16 protein-coding genes are annotated in these 19474 nt (G+C 64.5%); 8 read left to right on the plus strand and 8 right to left on the minus strand.

All coding sequences use genetic code 11. The features are described from left to right. The first annotated feature begins 12 nt into the window (after window positions 1–12). Entirely contained in the window at window positions 13–927 is a 915-nt protein-coding gene (locus tag JQ553_RS28495; protein WP_212503365.1) for a DMT family transporter, read from the plus strand. Here JQ553_RS28495 and JQ553_RS28500 read toward each other — a convergent pair. From JQ553_RS28500 to JQ553_RS28515, 4 genes are all read right to left on the minus strand, one after another. After that, window positions 869–2275 (minus strand): MATE family efflux transporter, encoded by a 1407-nt coding sequence (locus JQ553_RS28500; protein WP_212503366.1) that lies wholly within the window; start codon window positions 2273–2275, stop codon window positions 869–871. The genes JQ553_RS28495 and JQ553_RS28500 overlap by 59 nt on opposite strands. 68 nt (window positions 2276–2343) lie before the next feature. Beyond that, complete coding sequence (locus JQ553_RS28505) at window positions 2344–4146, minus strand: ABC transporter ATP-binding protein (RefSeq protein WP_212503367.1); 1803 nt, start codon at window positions 4144–4146, stop codon at window positions 2344–2346. A gap of 346 nt (window positions 4147–4492) precedes the next feature. Then, window positions 4493–6085: a DHA2 family efflux MFS transporter permease subunit gene (locus tag JQ553_RS28510; RefSeq protein WP_212503368.1), complete on the minus strand. Its 1593-nt coding sequence runs from the start codon at window positions 6083–6085 to the stop codon at window positions 4493–4495. Window positions 6086–6134: 49 nt separating this feature from the next. Further along, window positions 6135–7433, minus strand: a complete 1299-nt coding sequence (locus JQ553_RS28515) for an HlyD family secretion protein (RefSeq protein ID WP_212503369.1) — start codon at window positions 7431–7433, stop codon at window positions 6135–6137. Between the two features lie 194 nt (window positions 7434–7627). On the opposite strand from JQ553_RS28515, the gene JQ553_RS28520 reads away from it, so the two are divergent. The 6 genes from JQ553_RS28520 to JQ553_RS28545 all read left to right on the plus strand — a co-directional run bounded on the left by JQ553_RS28520 (window position 7628) and on the right by JQ553_RS28545 (window position 11275). After that, complete coding sequence (locus JQ553_RS28520) at window positions 7628–8266, plus strand: TetR/AcrR family transcriptional regulator (protein ID WP_212503370.1); 639 nt, start codon at window positions 7628–7630, stop codon at window positions 8264–8266. Between the two features lie 149 nt (window positions 8267–8415). Continuing rightward, window positions 8416–8760: a helix-turn-helix transcriptional regulator gene (locus JQ553_RS28525; RefSeq protein WP_212503371.1), complete on the plus strand. Its 345-nt coding sequence runs from the start codon at window positions 8416–8418 to the stop codon at window positions 8758–8760. Between the two features lie 11 nt (window positions 8761–8771). Next, on the plus strand, window positions 8772–9251 hold the full coding sequence (locus tag JQ553_RS28530; protein WP_212503372.1) for an ArsI/CadI family heavy metal resistance metalloenzyme: 480 nt from the start codon (window positions 8772–8774) through the stop codon (window positions 9249–9251). 12 nt (window positions 9252–9263) lie between these two features. Then, window positions 9264–9680, plus strand: a complete 417-nt coding sequence (gene arsC, locus JQ553_RS28535; protein WP_212503373.1) for an arsenate reductase (glutaredoxin) — start codon at window positions 9264–9266, stop codon at window positions 9678–9680. Then, the gene (locus tag JQ553_RS28540) at window positions 9680–10384 is read left to right on the plus strand and encodes an MIP/aquaporin family protein (RefSeq protein ID WP_212503374.1); all 705 of its coding nucleotides are present in this window, start codon (window positions 9680–9682) and stop codon (window positions 10382–10384) included. The genes arsC and JQ553_RS28540 overlap by 1 nt, the downstream gene beginning before the upstream one ends. A gap of 48 nt (window positions 10385–10432) precedes the next feature. Next, window positions 10433–11275: a GNAT family N-acetyltransferase gene (locus JQ553_RS28545; protein ID WP_212503375.1), complete on the plus strand. Its 843-nt coding sequence runs from the start codon at window positions 10433–10435 to the stop codon at window positions 11273–11275. Window positions 11276–11530: 255 nt separating this feature from the next. Here the strand turns inward: JQ553_RS28545 and JQ553_RS28550 are convergent, their stop codons facing one another. The 4 genes from JQ553_RS28550 to JQ553_RS28565 all read right to left on the minus strand — a co-directional run bounded on the left by JQ553_RS28550 (window position 11531) and on the right by JQ553_RS28565 (window position 17348). Continuing rightward, window positions 11531–14215: an alpha/beta hydrolase fold domain-containing protein gene (locus tag JQ553_RS28550; RefSeq protein ID WP_212503376.1), complete on the minus strand. Its 2685-nt coding sequence runs from the start codon at window positions 14213–14215 to the stop codon at window positions 11531–11533. Between the two features lie 575 nt (window positions 14216–14790). Beyond that, a complete protein-coding gene (locus JQ553_RS28555) occupies window positions 14791–15174 on the minus strand; it encodes a response regulator (protein ID WP_212503377.1) in 384 nt (127 codons plus the stop codon). Between the two features lie 108 nt (window positions 15175–15282). Continuing rightward, window positions 15283–16506 (minus strand): extensin family protein, encoded by a 1224-nt coding sequence (locus tag JQ553_RS28560; protein WP_212503378.1) that lies wholly within the window; start codon window positions 16504–16506, stop codon window positions 15283–15285. 506 nt (window positions 16507–17012) lie between these two features. After that, window positions 17013–17348, minus strand: coding sequence for a GYD domain-containing protein (locus JQ553_RS28565; protein WP_212503379.1), 336 nt, complete (start codon window positions 17346–17348; stop codon window positions 17013–17015). Between the two features lie 499 nt (window positions 17349–17847). Here JQ553_RS28565 and JQ553_RS28570 point away from each other — a divergent pair, with 499 nt between their 5' ends. After that, window positions 17848–19203, plus strand: a complete 1356-nt coding sequence (locus tag JQ553_RS28570) for a FecR domain-containing protein (protein ID WP_212503380.1) — start codon at window positions 17848–17850, stop codon at window positions 19201–19203. Window positions 19204–19474: the final 271 nt, after the last annotated feature.

Genomic DNA, 19474 nt, shown 5'->3' on the forward strand with positions numbered 1-19474 from the left:
ACCACGGCCGTCATGTCGGAGTCCTCATCCCGCGAACGTCTTGGCCTGCTGCTCGGTTTTGTCGGCATGGTGATCTTTGGCGGCACGCTGCCGGGAACGCGGCTTGCGGTCTCCGCGATTGATCCGTTTGCGCTGACCGCGATGCGAGCCGCGATCGCGGGCGTCTGTTCGGCGCTGGTGCTGGCCAGCTTGCGGCGTCCGCTGCCGCCGCGCTCGCTGTGGCCGCAACTGGCGCTGACCATGGTCTGTGTCGTCGCGCTGTTTCCGCTTCTGATGGCAAAGGGCATGCAGCGCGTCGATGCCTCGCATGGCGGCGTGGTGCTCGGCATCCTGCCGATCGCGACCGCGCTGGTCGCCGTCGTCGTCACCCACGAGCGCCCGCGTCCGCTGTTCTGGATCGCCTCGATCGCCGGCGCGGCATTGGTGATAGCCTTCGCGCTGCGCGACGGCGGCGGCACGCTATCGACGGGCGATCTGTTCCTGTTTGCGGCCGTTGCGGTATCGGCGATCGGCTACGCCTTCTCCGGCAAGCTCACCGCACACATGCCGGGCTGGGAGGTCATCAGTTGGGTGCTGGTGATCGCACTGCCGCTCTCGGTACCTGCGGCGGCGCTGACCATGCCGGCGGACCCGCTGCACATTCCGCTCAAGCCGCTGCTCGGCCTGTTCTATGTCGCGCTGTTCTCGCAATGGATCGGATTCTTCGCCTGGAACGCGGGCATGGCGATGGGCGGCATCGCGCGGGTGTCGCAGGTGCAGCTCTTGCAGCCCTTCATCACCTTCGCGCTTGCCGCCCTCTTCAACGGCGAAACGATCACATGGCAGATCGTGCTGTTCGCCGCCGCCGTGGTGGCGACGGTCGCGGTCTCTACGCGGACGCGTGCCCAGAAGGTGCTCGCCGCGCAGGCGCAGCTGCCGCCGGAGTGACCTCCTGTCCCGATGGTGCCAGGCGCCTGTCGAATTCACGGCGCAGCAGCCACAGGCTCAAGCCGGCCTGCAGCGTGGTCGTCGCGATCGACAGATACCAGACTTGTTCGATCCGGAAGCCGGGCAGCGTGGACAGCCAGATCGCCGGCAGCGAATAGGTGAGCACGCGCGATGCCGAGCTCAGCAGCACGGGCTTGGTATTGCCAAGGCCCTGGAACAGGCTGGAGCACGTGAAGACAACTCCCTGCGCCACGAGGTTCAGCGAAACAAAGTGCAGGAACTGCGCGGCAACCGCCATGGTCTCCCGATCGTTCGAGAAGCCGTCGAGCAACAGCCCGGGCTTCCATTGCGCCAGAATCGTGAAGCCGACCATCACGGCGGTGGCGATCAGAACGGCCTTGACGAAGGTCTCGCGCACGCGTGCGGCGTTCCCGGCGCCGAAATTCTGCCCCGCGATCGGACCCGCAGCGAGCGCAACCGCCAGCGCAGGCATCTGGATCAGGCCAAGCACTCGTGTCCCGATACCAAACCCCGCCTGTGCCGCGGCGCCGAAGTCGCGCAGCACATAATAGACCACGGCCATGAAGATGAAGATCATCACGAACTCGCCGCCGGCGGGCAGACCGACGTTGAGGATACGCTTCCACTGGTGAAGCTGCGGACGCCATTGCGCGGGATCGAACCCGACATAGCGCTCCAGCTTCCGAAAATACACGAGCAGCATCAGCGCGCCGATCAGGACCGCGATCGAGCTTGCAAGGCCGGCCCCGGCGACGCCAAACGCGCGGCCGGTCCCCCATCCCGCGATCAGGACCGGTGCCAGCGCGATGTTGATGATCACGGCAAGCGCCTGCACCAGCATGCTCGGCCGCACGATGCCAGTCGCGCGCAACGCACACGCCATCACCTGGGTCGCAAATTGCAGCGCCAGCGCCGGCATGAACCACAGCAGATAAAGGGTACCGGCCTCGACGGTGGCCTCGTCGGCTGCAACCGAGCGCATATAGGGCCGGGCCAGCGCGGATCCTGCGACCAGCGTCATCAACCCGCACAGCACCGACAGAACGATCGACTGGTTGAAGACGAGGTTGGCGTCGTGCCGGTCCTTGCGTCCCACGGCATGTGCGATCAGCGCGACCGTGCCGACGCCGAGCACCTGCATCAGCGCGTTGACGAGAAATCCGGCGTTGCCCGCCGCGGCCACGCCGGCGACAGCAGCCTCGCCCAGGTTCGAGACGAAATACAGATCGACCAGCTGGCAGATCATGATCGTGATCATGCCGACGACGATCGGGGGCGCCATGGTCAGGATGTGGCTCGCAATCGAGCCGTGCGTCAGGTCTTTCATTTTCGAAATCCATTCACATCAAATCCGGTCCCGGCGCGTGGCCGCCCGTCCGCCACGCCCCGCAAAATTCACTCGGCCGCGTCGACCCGGCTGAAGTCGGTCACCTGCCGCTCGAAGAGTGAGCGATAGGTGCCGCCGGGCCGCGTCGTGAGCGCGGTATGCGTACCCTGCTCGACGATCTTGCCGTGATCGAACACCAGGATCCGATCCATGCTGCGCACCGTCGACAGGCGATGCGCGATCACGATCGAGGTCCGGCCCTTCATCAACCGCTCCATCGCCTGCTGGATCAGCGCTTCCGATTCCGAATCGAGGCTCGAGGTCGCCTCGTCCAGGATCAGCACCGGGGCATCGGCCAGGAACGCGCGCGCCAGCGCCACGCGTTGGCGCTCGCCACCCGAGAGCTTGACGCCGCGCTCGCCCACCAGCGTGCCGTAGCCCTTGGGCAGCCGCATGATGAAGTCGTGCGCATTGGCGAGCCGCGCTGCCTGCTCGATCGCGGCCACGCCGGCGCCCGGCCGGCCATAGGCAATGTTCTCCGCCAGGGTGCGGTGGAACAGGATCGGCTCCTGCTGCACGATCGCGATCTGACTGCGCAGCGACTGCTGCGTCGCCTGCGCGATGTCCTGACCGTCGATCAGGATCTTGCCGCCCGAAACGTCGTAGAGCCGCTGCACCAGCTTGACGAAGGTCGTCTTGCCGGACCCGGAGCGTCCGACCAGGCCGACCCGCTCGCCGGCGCGGATGTCGATCGACAGGCCGTCATAGAGCGCCCGGCGATGACCACCGTAGTGGAACGTCACGTCGTCGAACACGATGCGGCCGCCCTGGATGTCGATCGGCTTGGCGTCGGCCGCGTCGACAATGCCGAGCGGCTCGCCATGGATCGCAACCAGCTCTTCCATGTCGTTGACCGAGCGCTGCAGGTTGTTGATGTGCATGCCGACGTCCCGCAGGTAGGCGTGAATGACGTAGTAGCTGGTCAGCACATAGGTGACGTCGCCCGGCGTGGCGCGGCCCGCGCTCCACAAGAGGATCGCGCCGCCGATCACCGACGCGCGGAAGCACAACAGCACGAGCAGTTGCGCGGCCGCGGTGTGGTTGTAGCGATACCAGGTCCGCCGCACCCGCCTGCCCCAGCGGCTGATGACGCCGGCGAGCCGCGTGTCCTCGCGCATCTCCGCGCCGAACGACTTCACCACCGCGTTGCAGGTCAACGCGTCCGCCAGCGTGCCTCCGATCCTGGTGTCCCATGCATTGGAGACGCGGGCGGCCGGCGCGATGTAGCGCACCGAGAACGCCGTCGTCATCGCGACATAGATCACCGAACCTACGGCGATCACGGCGCCGAGCTGCGGCCAATGCAGGCCGAGCAGGATCATCGAGCCGACCAACACCATCAGCGAAGGCAGAAGCGCCATCAGTATGGTGTCGTTCAGGAGATCGAGCGCCCACATGCCGCGCGTGACCTTGCGCACCGTCGAGCCGGCGAAGGAATTGGCGTGCCAATCCGTCGAGAAGCGCTGCACGCGCGTAAAAGCCTGCTGCGCCACGTCCGACATCGTCCTCAGCGTGAACGGCACGATCGCCTGCAGGCCGCATTGCCGCAGGATCACCGATAGCAGGCCGAGCGCGACAATGGCGGCGAACGCGATCATCGCTCCGTGACGCGCTGCCGGATCGAAAGCGCCCGAGGTCAGCGCGTCGACCAGATGGCCGGAATAGACCGGCATGAACAGGTCGGCGACGGTCGCCCCGAGAAATCCAGCGATCACCGCAGCCGCGCGGAGCGGCTGCTTGAGCCAGTGGCAGAACACGAATGGGATCACGATCCGGATCGCGGCGGGACGCTTGGTTGTTTCGGCGGCCATGGCACATTCCGGCCACGCGTTTGCAGCGCCGGCCGGCTCCGTCTGAAATCGACGCAGGGCGGACGGAATCCAGCCGCCTGCGTCGTCGTTGAAAACAATCGGTAACGTGTTGGGAAGTTTGGATGATCGGGTATCAGGCCCGATCAGAGCTGGTGCTCAATGCGCGGTGGCGTCCAGCGACATCGAACGCGGGCGCGCGATCTGCAAAAGCATCAAAATCATGCACATCTCCCCGGTTCGAGTGACAATAAGTTTCTTATAAAGACATCATGCGTGATTTGCAAGTTGACAAGCCCGTGAGCGCGTCACGCTGCGATCCAAACTGCGCAACTGTGGCCCTTATCACTCAATGGGCGTCGCCGCCGCCCGTGGCCATCGACGGCGGCTTGTTGACCAGCAGCACCAGGAGGCTGAGGCCGACATAAAATAGCGACAGCATGAAGAAGGCGTCGCCATAGCTCATCACGACGGCCTGGCGGTGCACGATCTGTGAGAGCTGCTTCATCGCCATGACAGCGGAATCGCCCATGCCCTGCAGGCGTTGGCTGAGCATGTTGAGGGTCTCGACCGCGGTCCCGTTGCCCCAGGTCACACGGTCATGCAGCCGCGAGATGTGCAGGTCGGTGCGGTCGTTAAGCACCTGGTTGATGACGGCAAGCCCGACCGCGCCGCCGAGATTGCGCATCAGGTTGAACAGACCCGAGGCGTTCTTCACGCGGTCCGGCGGCAGCGTGGCGAGCGCGATGTTGTTGGTCGGCACCATCGCGCACATCATGCCAATTCCGCGCAGGATTTGCGGCAACAGGAGCTCGTAGAAATCGTAGTCGCGCGTAATCCACGTCATCTGCCAGGAGCCGAGCGCGAAGGTGACCAGACCGAAGGCGATGATGTAGCGCAGATCGACCTTCAGCATCAGGCGCCCGACCACCGGCGCCATCAGGAACATGGTGATGCCGGAGACGAACATGGTCTCGCCGATCATCAGCGCGCTGTAGCCGCGCACTTCGGCGAGATAGCGCGGATACATATAGGTGAGGCCGTAGAGCCCGATGCCGATGCAGAATTGCAGCACGCAACCGACCGCGAAGTTGCGGTTGGTGAAGGCATAGAGATCGACGATCGGCTCCTCGGCGGTCAGCACGCGCCAGAAGAAGGCGATCGCCGAGACGAAGCCGATGCCGGCGCAGACCGCTACCGAGGTGTCCTGCAGCCATTCATATTGCGGGCCTTCCTCCAGCACGTATTCGAGCGAGCCGAGGAAGCCGGCCATGAAGATCAGGCCCCACCAGTCGAACCGTTCGAGCAGCGCGAAGTTGGGCTGGTCGAAATCGATCAGCGCCAGCACGCCGATGGTAATGATGATGCCGGGCACGACGTTGATGAAGAACAGCCAGTGCCACGACATCATGTCGGTGATGAAGCCGCCGACCGTTGGGCCGACAGTCGGCGCTAGCGTGGCGACGAGGCCGATGATCGGCGCGACGATGTGGAATTTGGTGCGTGGGAAGATCAAATAGGCGGAAGCAAACACCGTCGGGATCATGCCCGCGCCGAGGAACCCCTGGAGCGCGCGCCACAGGATCATCTGCTCGATCGACGAGGCGAAGCCGCAAAGCAGGCTCGCGAACGTGAAGCCGGACGCCGAGATCGCAAACAACAGCCGCGTGCCGAGCGCGCGCGACAGGAAGCCGGACAAGGGTATCGCGATCACCTCGGCGATCAGATAGGCGGTCTGCACCCACGACACTTCGGTCGAGCTCGCCGACAGGCCGGCCTGAATGTCAGTCAGCGACGCCGAGACGATCTGGATGTCCAGGATCGACATGAACATCCCGAACACCATGATGATGAATGCGAACAGCCGTTTCGGCTGGATACGCTCCGACGCCGGCGGCGCGGCGTTCATCATCGAGGCTGAAGCGGTGGTCGCGTTCGCCATGGTTCATCGTGCCATCAGCTTCAGATCGCCGATCCGAAGCATTGGAAATTCATTGTGGATGGGTCATCACCGGCGAGTCGAGGTCGGTGTCGTTGTCGGCATCGGCCGCGCCCTCGCGGGTGTCGACGGTGGTGTAGACCGACATGCCGGCGCGAAGCAGACCCTGCCTGGCGACGGCGCGGGGCACACGGATCCGTACCGGCAGACGCTGCACGATCTTGGTGAAGTTGCCGGTCGCATTGTCGGGCGGCAGCAGCGTGAACACCGAGCCTGCCGCCGGCGAGATGCTGTCGACAACGCCGGTGAACTTGCGGAAGCCGTAGGCGTCCACCTTGATCGTCACCCTCTGGCCCGGCCGGATGCGCTTGAGCTGGGTTTCCTTGTAGTTGGCGTCGATGAAGACGTCGTCGAGCGGCACGACATTGCCGAGCCGCTGACCCATGTTGATGAAGTCGCCGACATTGACCAGGCGGTTGGAGAAGGTGCCATCGACCGGCGCGCGCACCGAAGTGAAATCGAGGTCGCGCTCCGCCTTGGCAAGCTGGGTCTGCAACTCGGCGAGCTGAGCGCGGGCCTCGGCCTGCTGCGCCTTGGTCACCTCGACATTGTCCTTGGCGGCATCATAGGCGGCCTGCGCCGATTTCACCGCGGCAACGCCCTGGTCGCGGCCGGCCTCCGAGACTTCGAAGGTGGCGCGCGAGGCAAAGCCCTTGTTGCTCAGTTCCTGCTGGCGGTCGAAATCGAGACCGGCGCGCTTCAAGCCGGCTTCGGCGGATACGAGTTGCGCCTTGGCCTGCCCGACCGCACTCTCGAGCGCGACGATCTGGCGGCCGATGCGCTCGATCGTTGCCTGCTGGGTCGTGATCTTGGTGCGCGCGGCCTCGGCTGCGATGCGATAGTCGCCGTCGTCGATCCGGAAGACCACGTCGCCGGCATGCACCAGCGCGTTGTCGCCGGGGAAGATCGCGGCGACATGGCCCGAGACACGCGCGCCGAGCATCGTGTTGTTGGCGCGGACATAGGCGTCGTCGGTCGAAACGTAGAAGCGTCCCACCAGCAGATAGTAGGTCGCGTAGCCGGCGGCCGCGAGCGCCAGCAGGCCCACGACGCCCATCATCACGAATTTGCGCTTGCCGGATTTCGGCGCGGTCGCGGCCGGAGGCTCCGCCGGCTTGTCGGCTGCAGGCGCAGGCGCCGGCGCGGCGGGGGTTTCAGCGGGACGCCGCCTCGCCTCATCGGCGACGTGAGATCCGGCCTGTTCGCCCGCCCAGGCGGACGCGTCGCGCGCCGGCTCGCCCCCGGCCTCGGTACGGACGATGCGCGCGGCCTGATCTCTCGCTGCGGCCATCAATGGCCTCCCCAATACAACTACAAAAATCTCAATACGCGTGGCCGTAACCGGCCTCGCGGGGCAACTTCAACAAACACGATAGCATTGACTGAACGGTTCGGTCAATCTATGTTCCGTCGCGCGGATTTGTAATGCTTCGATTCCTGTTCCTTGCGTATTTGGGTTGAATTCCTCCCCAAGAGTCTAAGTCTATGGTTGCATCGCCCCAACATTCGCTCCACCTCGTCGCCGACGAGGATTCCACGAAGCGTCGCCAGATCCTTGACGGCGCCCGCAAGGTATTCTTGGACCTCGGCTTTGACGGCGCCAGCATGGGCGAGATCGCGCGTGCCGCCGGGGTCTCCAAGGGCACACTCTACGTCTATTTCCCCGACAAGTACGGGCTGTTCGAAGCCATCGTCGAGGAAGAGAAGATCGAGCAGTCCAGGACCGCCTTCAACTTCGACCCCGCGCGTGACGTCGACACCACCCTGCCCGAGTTCGGACGTGCCTATATCGCTCTGCTGTGCCGGCCCGGCGGCGGCTCGGCGATCCGTACCGTGATGGCGATTGCCGAGCGGATGCCGGAGGTCGGCAGCCGGTTCTACAACCACGTGATCGCGCACACCGTCGATCGCCTCGCGACCTATCTCGAGGCTCGCGCGAAGCTCGGCGAACTCGTGATCGACGATTACCAGCTTGCGGCCTGGCAATTCATGCAGATGTGCCAGGCGACGCTGTTCCAGGCGTTCATCTTCCAGGCCAAACCGTCGCCCTCGCCCGAACGGATCGCGACCGTGGTCGACAGCGCGACGCGGGTGTTCTTTGCGGCATATCGGCCGAAGGCCTGAATTCCCGTCATCGCGCTAGCCAAGCAATCGAGCCGACATCGCGTCGGTCGCTCGGGCGAAAGGAGAGCAACGCAAACTCGCTCGGCGCGATGCGGTAGCCCTGCTCCCTCGCGCTTGACTTTTCTCCATATTTCAATATTCGTTGAATTATGGAAAAAACGGAGGCCGTTGCGGCGCTGGGCGCGCTCGCCCAGGACAATCGGCTCGATGTGTTCCGGCTGCTCGTGCAGGCCGGTCCCGACGGGATGCCGGCCGGTGCCGTGGCCGAGGCGCTGGACGTCGCGCCCAACACGCTGACCTTCCACTTCGACCGGTTGCGTGCGGCCGGTCTTGTCACCGTGCGAAGAGATGGCCGTTCGATGATCTACACGGCGCAGTTCGAAACGATGAACGCCCTGCTCGGCTTCCTGACCGAGAACTGCTGCGGCGGTGCGCCCTGCACGGCCACTGTCGGATGCAAGCCCGCGCGCAAGCGCGCAAAGCTGCCAGCCTGAAAGGACATGCCATGAAGCGCCTCCACGTTCACGTCTCGGTCGAGGACATTACGAAATCGGTCGGATTCTATTCGGCGCTGTTCGCGGCGCAGCCATCCGTGCTGAAGCCAGACTACGCGAAATGGATGCTCGAAGATCCGCGGGTCAATTTCGCGATCTCGACTCGCGGCCGCGAGCCCGGCCTCGACCATCTCGGCATCCAGGTCGAGAACACCGGGGAACTGCACGAGGTCTATGCGCGGCTGCGCCAGGCGGGTGGCGACATCATTGAGCAGGGTGCTACGGCCTGCTGCTACGCCAAGTCGGAAAAATCCTGGATCGAGGATCCCGCGGGCATCGCCTGGGAAACGTTCCACACCACCGGCGAAAGCACGACCTATGGCGACGGTAGCGGCGAAAACCGCGCGCGCGTTGCGCACGAGAAGCAGAGCGCCTGCTGCGCACCGAAGCTCGAGGCCGAACCTGACGTGAAGACCTCGGCCTGCTGCTGACGGACGCGAGCAATGGACGTCATCATCTATCACAATCCGGATTGCGGTACGTCGCGCAACACGCTCGGACTGATCCGCAATGCCGGCATCGAGCCGCATGTCATCGAATATCTGAAGACGCCGCCATCGCGCACATTGCTTCGGCAATTGATCGAGCGGATGAGAATTTCGGTGCGTGCGTTGCTGCGCGAGAAGGGTACGCCGTATCAGGAGCTGCGACTTGAAAATCCGGACCTGACGGATGAAGATCTCCTGGATGCCATGATGGCGCACCCGATCCTGATCAACCGGCCGATCGTCGTGACGCCGCGCGGGGTGCGTCTGTGCCGACCATCGGAACAGGTCGTCGAACTGCTCCCGCCGCAGCGCGGCGACTTCGTCAAGGAAGACGGCGAGCGGATCGTTGCTTCGAACACTCAGGCGCACTGATGCCGTCGGCGGACCGGCGGATCGTCGCGGAATGGCTTGGCACGACATTCCTTCTTGCCGCCGTCGTCGGCTCCGGAATCATGGCGCACAAGCTGGCTGGCGGAAACGTCGCACTCGCGCTGCTCTGCAACACAATACCGACCGGCGCCATTCTCACTGTCCTCATCCTGATCTTCGGACCGATTTCGGGTGCCCATTTCAACCCTGCGGTCACGCTGGCATTTGCCTGTCGCGGTGAATCGCGCTGGACCACGGCGTGCGCCTACATTGTCGCGCAGATCGTCGGCGCCATTGCCGGCGTATGGCTTGCGCATCTGATGTTCGAACTTCCGATGTGGCAAATTTCGCTCACGCAGCGCACGGGCAGCGGTCAATGGCTTGCGGAATGCATCGCGACGTCAGGCTTGCTGCTGACGATCTTCGGATGCATCGCACGAAATCCGGCCGCGGTTCCCTACGCTGTTGGGCTCTACATTACGTCGGCCTATTGGTTCACCGCATCAACCTCGTTCGCCAATCCCGCGGTGACGATAGCGCGTGCCCTCTCCGACACGTTTGCCGGCATCGCGCCAAGCGGGGTCGGCGCGTTCATTGCAGCCCAGCTGCTTGGCGCTGCCGGCGCGACCGCGCTGTCCGGCTGGCTTTGGAAGGACGGCCGATCAGATCGCGGCGACGGCGACCTGCGGCCGACTGGAACGTCCTGACCTCCAGCGCTACGCTCGGCGCATGTGCGACTGACACGGCTGACCGTCATGACCGACCTCATCATCCGCCCGATGCGGCCCGACGAGATCCCACTCGCGGTGGATTGGGCCGCAGCCGAAGGTTGGAATCCGGGGCTTGCGGACGCCGCCTGCTTCGCCGCTGAAGACCCAAATGGCTTCTTGATCGGCGAACGCGCCGGCGCCGCTTCCGCAGTCATATCCTGCATCAACTACGGTTCGCGGTTCGCCTTTCTCGGCTTCTACATCGTATGCCCGGATTTGCGCGGTCGCGGCTATGGCCTGCAAATCTGGAACGCAGCGATCGCGCATGCGCATCGGCGCGTGGTCGGGCTCGATGGCGTGGTGGCGCAGCAGGAAAATTACCGGAAGTCCGGATTCAAGCTCGCCTACGCCAATGTGCGCTATGGCGGCTGGCTCTCTGCGCCGGATGCGACCAAGCCCGGCATCGCCGCACTCACCGACATCCCGATGGCAGTTATCGAGGCTGACGACGCGACGGTGTTTCCCGCGCCGCGGCCGGCATTTCTGCGCGCGTGGGTCAGCGCTCAAGGGCATACCGGACGAGCGCTGCTGCGTGACGGCCGGCTCGCCGGTTGGGGCGTGATCCGGCCATGCCGGAGCGGCCGCAAGATCGGCCCGCTGGTCGCCGACGACCGCCCCGCGGCCGAAGCCGTTCTGTCGGCATTGCTGGCAAGTGTGGGCAGCGGCGAAACGTTCCTCGATGTTCCTTCCATCAACCGCGACGCGGTTGCGCTCGCGCAAGACCTCGGTCTCTCGCCGGTGTTCGAGACCGCGCGCATGTACACCGGCGCGATTCCGCAGTTGCAGGTGCATCGTATCTTCGGCGTCACGACATTCGAGCTGGGCTAGAGCTGATCCGGGAAAACGTGTGGCGGTTTTCCCTTGTGACAAACGCGTGGCGTTTGCGGGAAGATCATACTCTAGCGTCAACAAGACATGACCACGAAGCCGCTCCTGTGAAGCAGCTCATAACGCGATCAATCGTGAAAGAGTATACCTACAGTCGAGCGGCAAAGGCCGGTTCTGCGTATTGCCGTCGCTTACCATGGAACAGGCGACGCTGCGCCCTGCCCGCAAGCGCGATAGAGGGCGCAGAGTCCTGCGTTACTTTGCTGCCGCATTCGCCTCCGACAGCAGAACATTGCGCGTGGGCTGGGCCTGCTCCACGTCCTCGGGCAGTCCCGCGAAGCGCCGCAGCGCCCGCGCCATCTTTACGCGGCCGCTGACGCCGGTGATGATGACGTCGACCATAGTGAAGGACATATGCAAGTGACCGGGCGCCTTGAGCTGCTCGACCGGCACGCCGGCTTTTGCCAGCGCATCGCCATAGGCAATCCCCTCGTCGCGCAGCGGATCGAATTCACAGGTCGCCACGAACGCCGGCGGCAGGCCTTCGAGCTTGCCACGCAGCGGTGAGGCGCGCGGATCGGTGCGATCGGCGGGCGAACAGTACAGGTCCCAGAACCAGTACACCTGCCCGCGTGTCACGAAGTAGTCCGTCGCATTCTCCACATACGATGGACGGTCAAAAGTGCAGTCGGTCACTGGGGTGACCAGCAACTGACCTGCGATGGCCGGCCCGCCGCGATCGCGAGCGAGCTGACAGGTGACGGCCGCGACATTGCCGCCGGCGCTCCAGCCGGCGACCAGCACCGGTCCTGCTCTGCCGCCGAGTTCGGTTGCGTGTTCGGAGATCCACCGCGTCGCCGCATAGCCGTCCTCCGCGGCCGCCGGGAAGCGATGCTCGGGCGCATGGCGGTAGCCGACGCTGATGATGATCATGTCGGCGCGGCGGCAGATGTCCCGGCAGAACGGATCATCGGACTGTTCGTCGCCGAACACCCAGCCGCCGCCGTGGAAGTAGACCACGATCGGATGCGGTCCCGGCGTCGCCGGCCGATAGAGCATGTACGGTAACGGACCGGCGGCCCCCTGCAGCATGCCGCCGCAGACCTCACCGACCGGACGGCCCGCGGGGCGGCTCTTGTTGAGCTGGTTGAGGAAGGCACGCGCCCCCTGCGCGCCCAACGTCTCGACGGGCGGCGGCTTCAACCCGGCGAGCATGTTCGACACCAGACGCACATCCGGCTGCAGGCGGACGATTTGGCCGTCATTGCATTGTGCGGCGACGTTGGGACCCGTGAGATTGAAGCCGAGCATGCCACGGCTCACCACCTCGTTGCAGATGCCGCGGTAATGGCCGACACCGCCGGTATAGGGCATCACGCCTCGCGGCTTGCCGGAAACATTGCCGCCCGTGTACCAGCTGTTGGCGAACCGATGCAGCGTCAACATCGCGCAGTCGGCCATGTGGCGCCCCCAGCCCGCCTGCGCCGCTTCGGTCGCTTCCATGGTCGTGAAGCCCGCGTCGCGCGATGCAGCCAACTGGTCGACCACCCAGTCGACATGTTGCTCGATCGAGACGACCATATTCGACAGCACAGACGGACTGCCGGGACCGGTGATCAAGAACAAATTGGGGAAGCCCGCGACCGTGAGCCCAAGATAGGTCTGCGGTCCATTCGCCCAGACGCTGGACAGCGATTTGCCCCCGCGCCCCGCGATCGGATGCACCGCCAGGATCGCGCCGGTCATCGCGTCGAAGCCGGTGGCGAACACGATCACGTCGACGTCGACGCTGCGCTTGTCCGTAATGATGCCGGTCTCGGTGATCGCCTTGATCGGCTCCTGGCGCAGGTTCACCAGGCTGACGTTGGGACGGTTGTAGGTCGCATAGTAATCCGTATCGAGACAGGGACGCTTGGCTCCGAACGGATGATCGTACGGGGTCAGCGCCGCAGCGGTGTCGGGGTCCTTCACGATGCCGCGGATCTTCTCGCGGACCAGCTCGCAGACCAGCGCATTGCCGTCGACGTCGACGGCCTGGTCGGCCCAGAGCTGGCTCAGGATGTGAATGAGGTCGCCGGCGGCCCACGCCTTCTCGAAACGCTCGCGGCGCTCGGCGTCGCTCAGCTGCCAGCTCACCACCGTCGTCTGCGGATACGGCACGCCCCCCGTCGACCAGCGCGCCTGTTCGCGATAAGCGGCGCGGTCGCGTTCGAAGAACGCCCTGCGATCCTCCGGTACCGGACCGTTATGAGCGGGCAGCGCGAAATTGGGCGTGCGCTGGAACACGGTGAGCTGCGCGGCCTGATCAGCGATCAGCGGGATGGACTGGATGCCCGACGATCCCGTGCCGACCACGGCGACGCGCTTTCCCTTGAAGTCGACGCCCTCATGCGGCCAGCGGCCGGTGAAGTAGATCTTTCCTTTGAAGTCCTTGGCGCCGTCGATCTCCGGCAGATTCGGCGCCGACACGCAGCCGGTCGCCATGATGTAGTAACGGCAGGACACTGGCGCGCCGTTCTCGGTCGCAAGCTGCCAACGCTCGCTCGCATCATCCCATATCGCAGCCTTCACATTGGTGCCAAACCGGATGTCGCGGCGGAGATCGTAACGGTCGGCGACGAAGCCGAGATAGCGCAGGATTTCCGGCTGGGTCGCGTATTTCTCCGACCAGGTCCAAGCCGTTTCGAGCTCGGGATCGAACGAATAGCTGTAGTCGATGGTCTGGATGTCGCAGCGCGCGCCGGGATAACGGTTCCAGTACCAGGTGCCGCCAACGTCGCCGGCCTCGTCGAGCACAACGACCGCAAAGCCGGCCTTGCGCAGCCGGTACAGCAGATAGAGGCCAGCAAAGCCGGCACCCACGACCGCGACATCTACCTGCTGTGGTGTTGTGCTGCCCTTCGATTGCGAAGCACGTGTCGCGACTGCTGCGTTTGGCATTCGATTCCTTAACCGTCCATTTTTGTCGGAAGGCTAGTCGGGCATGCTCGGTTCGTCACATCACAAATTCAAATCCCATCATCACAAAATCAATGCCGATGGCAGCCGAGGTTCGGCGCAGGACAGTTCGCGTAACAGTCTGCACCGGCGTCTCGAGAGATAGGCTACTGAAAGTAACAAGAGCGAGGATCATTCAATCGGGTTGCTCACCGCGGTCCTTCGATCGAACACGCGGCAACGCTGCATGTTCTCGCGATTAGAAGAGGGCACAGTCGGCCTCGGTCGCAGATGCAACGATCAGCGCGTCATGGAATGAAAGGTCGACGATCCCGGACGATCGAAAGGGCTGCGGCGTGCCCTTGAGCGTGCGCAGCCAAATCGCATCGAACTACAATCCGAGTTTGCTCTACGCATACTCGCTTCCGGTTCAATCATCGCCGAGCTTCCGGTCGGCGACATTGGCAAATTCGTTCAGTAGCTGGACGCTCAATGGACGCCGCCACAGATCGTGAGAGGCGCTCCATGGCTTGATCCCCTCGCGAGCCCGTTGCGGAATGATAGATCGCGCAAACCGCTTATGCCCGCGGCGCAGCCTTGAGGACCTCGGACACCGCCTCGACCAGTTGATCCGGCGAGAACGGCTTCTGCAGCAGCACGCTGTTCGGCACGCCCCTGGTCGGCCACTCATTGCCACCGCCGCCCGTGATGTAGACCACCGGGAACGACGGATCGACCTCGCGCGCGCCACGCGCCACCCGCCAGCCGTCGAGCCGACCGAGCAGGCGGATGTCGACCACCAGCGCGCTGTATTTGGTCTGAAAGGCCTTCAGCAGCGTCAGTGCCTCCTCGCCGGAGCCCGCGATCGCCGGCTCATAACCGCCATCCCTCAAGGCATCCTCCACCATGGACTGGAGATCGCGGTCGTCTTCGATCACGAGAATTATAGGCAAGTCCTGCAATAGCATCCCCTTGCAAATCAGCCGGGCAGCCGGGTCCAACCAATATAGGCGTAGAAAATGGCCACGGTTTGTACGTGACGCGCACAATCCACGCCAGCGCCCCGCGCCCTATTCGTCCTCGAACTCGTCCTCTTCGTCGACCCCGGCCTTGCGCCGCGGACCGGACGGCCTCCCGCCGCCAAGCGAACCTGTGACATAAGGCTCGCGCGATGCATAGGGGTTGCGCGCGGAGGCCCGCCCGGCGACTTCCTCGCCAGAGACGGCGGCGGGCTGGCAAATGACACGGCGGCTGGCACGCCGCATCAGGTCTACGTGGATGTGGTCATAATGGTAGACGTTGGAGCCCGGCGCCAGCACGGTGTTGAACTGCTGGCAGGCGGCGCCCTGAATATCGCGCAGGAAACCTTGCTCCTCCGGCATGCCCCTCCAGCCCTGCTTCACGGTGATGCGCCGGCCGTCGGCGAGCGTGAAGGCGGCAATATCGAGTGCATTGCCAAAGGCATGCTCGGAGATATGCGCATGCGGATTGCCGTTCATGCCGCGGCAGGAATAGGCGGAGATCTGCCTGATCTCGACCACGCGCGCGCCAAACCAGCGCTGCGCCGCTGGCTGCACGGAATCCGCGAGCCAGCGTTCGAGCGCCGAGACGATCGGGCAGGCCAGCGTTGCAGTCGGTTTCACCGCGACCGGGCCAACCGTCATCACCGGATTGCCGTTCGACGGGCCAAGCCGCGGCAGGGGCGCCGCCCCGGGCTGCTGCGGCTGCGAATACGGCGCGGGTGAATAAGGCGCTGCGGCGCGGTCGCGGGGCGACGTGCCTGGCAGCCCCGGATAGTAGGACGAGCCGTCTTTCGGCCCCGGTACGCCGTCGGCCGGCAGGTCGATCTCATCCTCCTGCGTCGCGACACCCGGCGGGGCCAGCGAGATCGGCCCGTTCGGCCGCGCGCCGTAGCTCTGCTGACCCGCCGCTTGACCGGAATAAGGTGCCTGCGCCGGTGGCGGATTTGGCTGCTGATTGATCGGCCAGCGCGGCTGATTTCCGATCGGGGCCGGCGGACGCAGATCGGTGTCGGCAAATCCGTAGATCTCGTTGCCTTCCCCGATCGCTGCAACCTTGAGTGGGAATTCTGCGCCGCACACTCCGGGACCGGAGATCGGTTCGACGCGGACAAGCTCGGGACCCTCCTTGACCGCGCCGGACTTGAGACATGCGGCTTCCGCCTCGGCCCGCCACGGCTCACGTTCGGCGGTCTGAAACAGACCGCGACCACATCCAGCCAGCGAAACAAGGACAAGGGAGCCGACGAGATACAAACGAACTCCACGCGCCATGCGCGCACGTTCGACGAATTTATTTAAAGACTCTTCAACGCATTGATTTCACGTCTCTTTAACCATATGCCGGAACCGGCGCCGTGGTGAAGGGAGGCGGATGGACAGTAGCGCTGCCTTTTACGGCAAGGAACCCCTTGCTAACTTTAGTGTTAATAACGGTACCGTTGTGAACCAAAGGAGCTTCTCAATGGATTTCGCGAGTCCTCTGCTGAGCAAGCTGAGCATTGTGGCCGCGTACATCGCACTCGCCTTCGTAGGCGCCATCATCCTCGGCGTTTTCTAGGCATCACCAACAGACCCGAATTTCGCGCCCGGCGGCGGCCCCCGCCGGGCGCGTTGCGTTTGAACCTCTCTCACGTCATTGCAAGCGCAGCCAAGCGATCCATGCTTTGAGCGCGTGCGGCGCCATCGATTGCTTCCGCCTTCGCTGAAGCATCATGAGAAGTCCGTAGCGGTTTCCCTCGCGACAAACGCGTAGCGGTTGCGCTCATCTCATCGTGCTCCTAGCCGCCCGGAGGCGTGTAGGCCTCCCTGACCTTGATCGCTTTCTGGCGCACCTGCACAATCTCGTCCTGTGTGAACAAGCGCGTCAACGTCACGTTGGAAAGGGTGCCGGCAGCCACGACGACCCCGCTGATGGCGGGCGCCATGTTCGGGTCCGGCACGTCGATAATCATCAGGACACCCGGCCCATTGGCTGCCGTGCTGTACATCGAAATCAATTTGCCGCCTGCTGCCTCAACGACCTTTTTGGCCGCCTCGTAGCGGCTGACCGTCGGATTTTCCATGATGCTATTGAGAGCGCGCGGCGTGTATTGACCGGTGAAACAGAAATGCATGGCAATTCCTCCATTCGTAAGTGTTTGCAATGATCAATGCGCCGTGCCGTGAGCTCGGCAAGGCGATTCCAAATCAAGAGCAGTTCAGACGATATAAAGAGGACTACAGGCCCGCCGTGGGCAGCGACGCCGCCGGTCAATCTCCAGAACTTCGGCACATCTGGGAGCGGCTCTCTAAGCAGACTACATCAATCGCATGATATGTGAAGGGTTCATCTCTCATCAGCGGCGGCAGCGGCCATTTCAAGTGAAATTGTCTTCGTCATCCCTCACAAGCGCGGCTGATGGATTCTCATGACGAGCTGAACACGCACGACGTGTCGCTGGTCGGCAAGGCGGCGCTTGATCGTTGCGGCCTGTCATGACAACACGGTCGTCCCGTTCATTCGGCATTCAGCCTGACGCGGCTCAAGTGCCGCTTCATTCGTCTAGTGCTCCCCAGGATTTCGTGGTGATGCGGCGCAGGCCTTGTTTCGCATTTCTGCTGTGTGCGGCCTTCATGACCGGCTGGTTAGCGGACGCCATGGCCGCGCCGGAGCCGACGCAGTTCGCACAGGCGCAGCCCGCGCCCACGCAGACGCCCGCCGCGACAACGCCGGCACCAGCAACGTCCGTACCTGCGCAGGCAACGCCGTCACCGAGTCCGCAGGCAGCCGCAGCAGAGCCAATCGGCAACGTTGCGACGCTGACCGGCTCCGCGACGGTAACGCGCCACAGCGCGACGACGACGCTGCAGATCCGTGACGACATCTACTCCGACGACGAGGTCACCACCGCGGCGAGTTCGACTCTCGGCATCACCTTCAACGATGCCACCACCTTCAATCTGAAGGCCAACGCCAGGATCAAGATCGACAGTTATGTCTATGAAGAGGGCGGCAGGCAGAACAGCGCGCTGTTCGACGTTGCCAAAGGGACTGTCGCCTTCGTCGCCGCCTCCGTCGCCAAGACCGGCAACATGCGGATCTCGACGCCGACCGCAACGCTCGGCATTCGCGGCACCACCGGCCTCGTCGAAGTTCCGGAAGGCGCGACCACCAGCAGCACCAATGTCGGCATCAAACTCTATCCCGACGCCGACGGACGGGTCGGGCGCATCGAGGTCAGCGACCGCAGCGGCAGTTCGCTCGGAGTGCTGACTCGCGGCGCGAGCGGTTTTGCGATTCGTCCCGGCATCGGCGGCGTGCGTTTCGCCGCGGTGCCGCTGACGATCACGCCGCAGCAAATCGCGCGCGACCAGGGCTTTGTACGCCAGTTGCACAGCGCACAGACAGTCGGACGGCAGGTCGTCACCGAGCAGCGCGACTTCCGCCGCGCCAATCCGGACTTCCGTCGCACCAATCCGGGTGCGCCCTATCCGAACCGCGGCCAGCCGGTGCAGCCGAACCAGCTGCGGCAGAACCAAACGCCGGGCCAGAACCGCAACGCGCCGCAACAGCCGGGCCAGCCGAACCGTCCGGGCCAGCCGCAGCAGCAACAGCCGAATCGCCCTGGTCAACAGCAACCCGGCGTACCCGGCCGGCAAGGCGCGCAGCAACCGGCCGGTGCACCGCAACAGGGTGCGCCACAGCGCCCGCTGACCGGCCAGCCGGGCGGAGCGCAACCATCGCCGCGCCAAGGCAACACCCAACCGGGCGGCGCGCGGCCGCCTGTCGCTCCACAGCAAGGCGCGATCCCGCCGACGATTCCGCCGCAAGGCCAGCCGCGGCCACCGGCCATTCGGCAAGCCGTGCCCGGCGGAGTGCCGCCCGGGCTGCAACGGCCCGGATTGCAGGGCCGGCCCGGCTTAATGCAGCGACGGCCGCAGCCCGCTCCGAGGGGCGCGAGGCCGCCGCCAGGGGACAGGCAGCGATGATGTGGTTTGACGGCGTCAGGCCGCGCGGCGCAGCCAGTCCCGCACGCGCTGAATGAGGTTCTTTCGCGCGGCATGCTCCCGCGTCGTGCCGACCGGCTTGATCGCGACGGCACATGATGGCGGCTCCGCGGGCGCGGCCGGATCGACGACCTGATCCGTTGCGACGACATCGAACGCACCCGCGCCGATGTGGTCCGGCGCCATGGCCGGTGCATCGGCATCCGATTGCGCCGCCAGTGGCGTCTCCGCCACCGGCGTTCCCTCGACAACG

Origin of the sequence: Bradyrhizobium lablabi (genome assembly GCF_018131005.1) — a bacterium.
Classification (GTDB): Bacteria; Pseudomonadota; Alphaproteobacteria; order Rhizobiales; family Xanthobacteraceae; genus Bradyrhizobium; species Bradyrhizobium lablabi_D.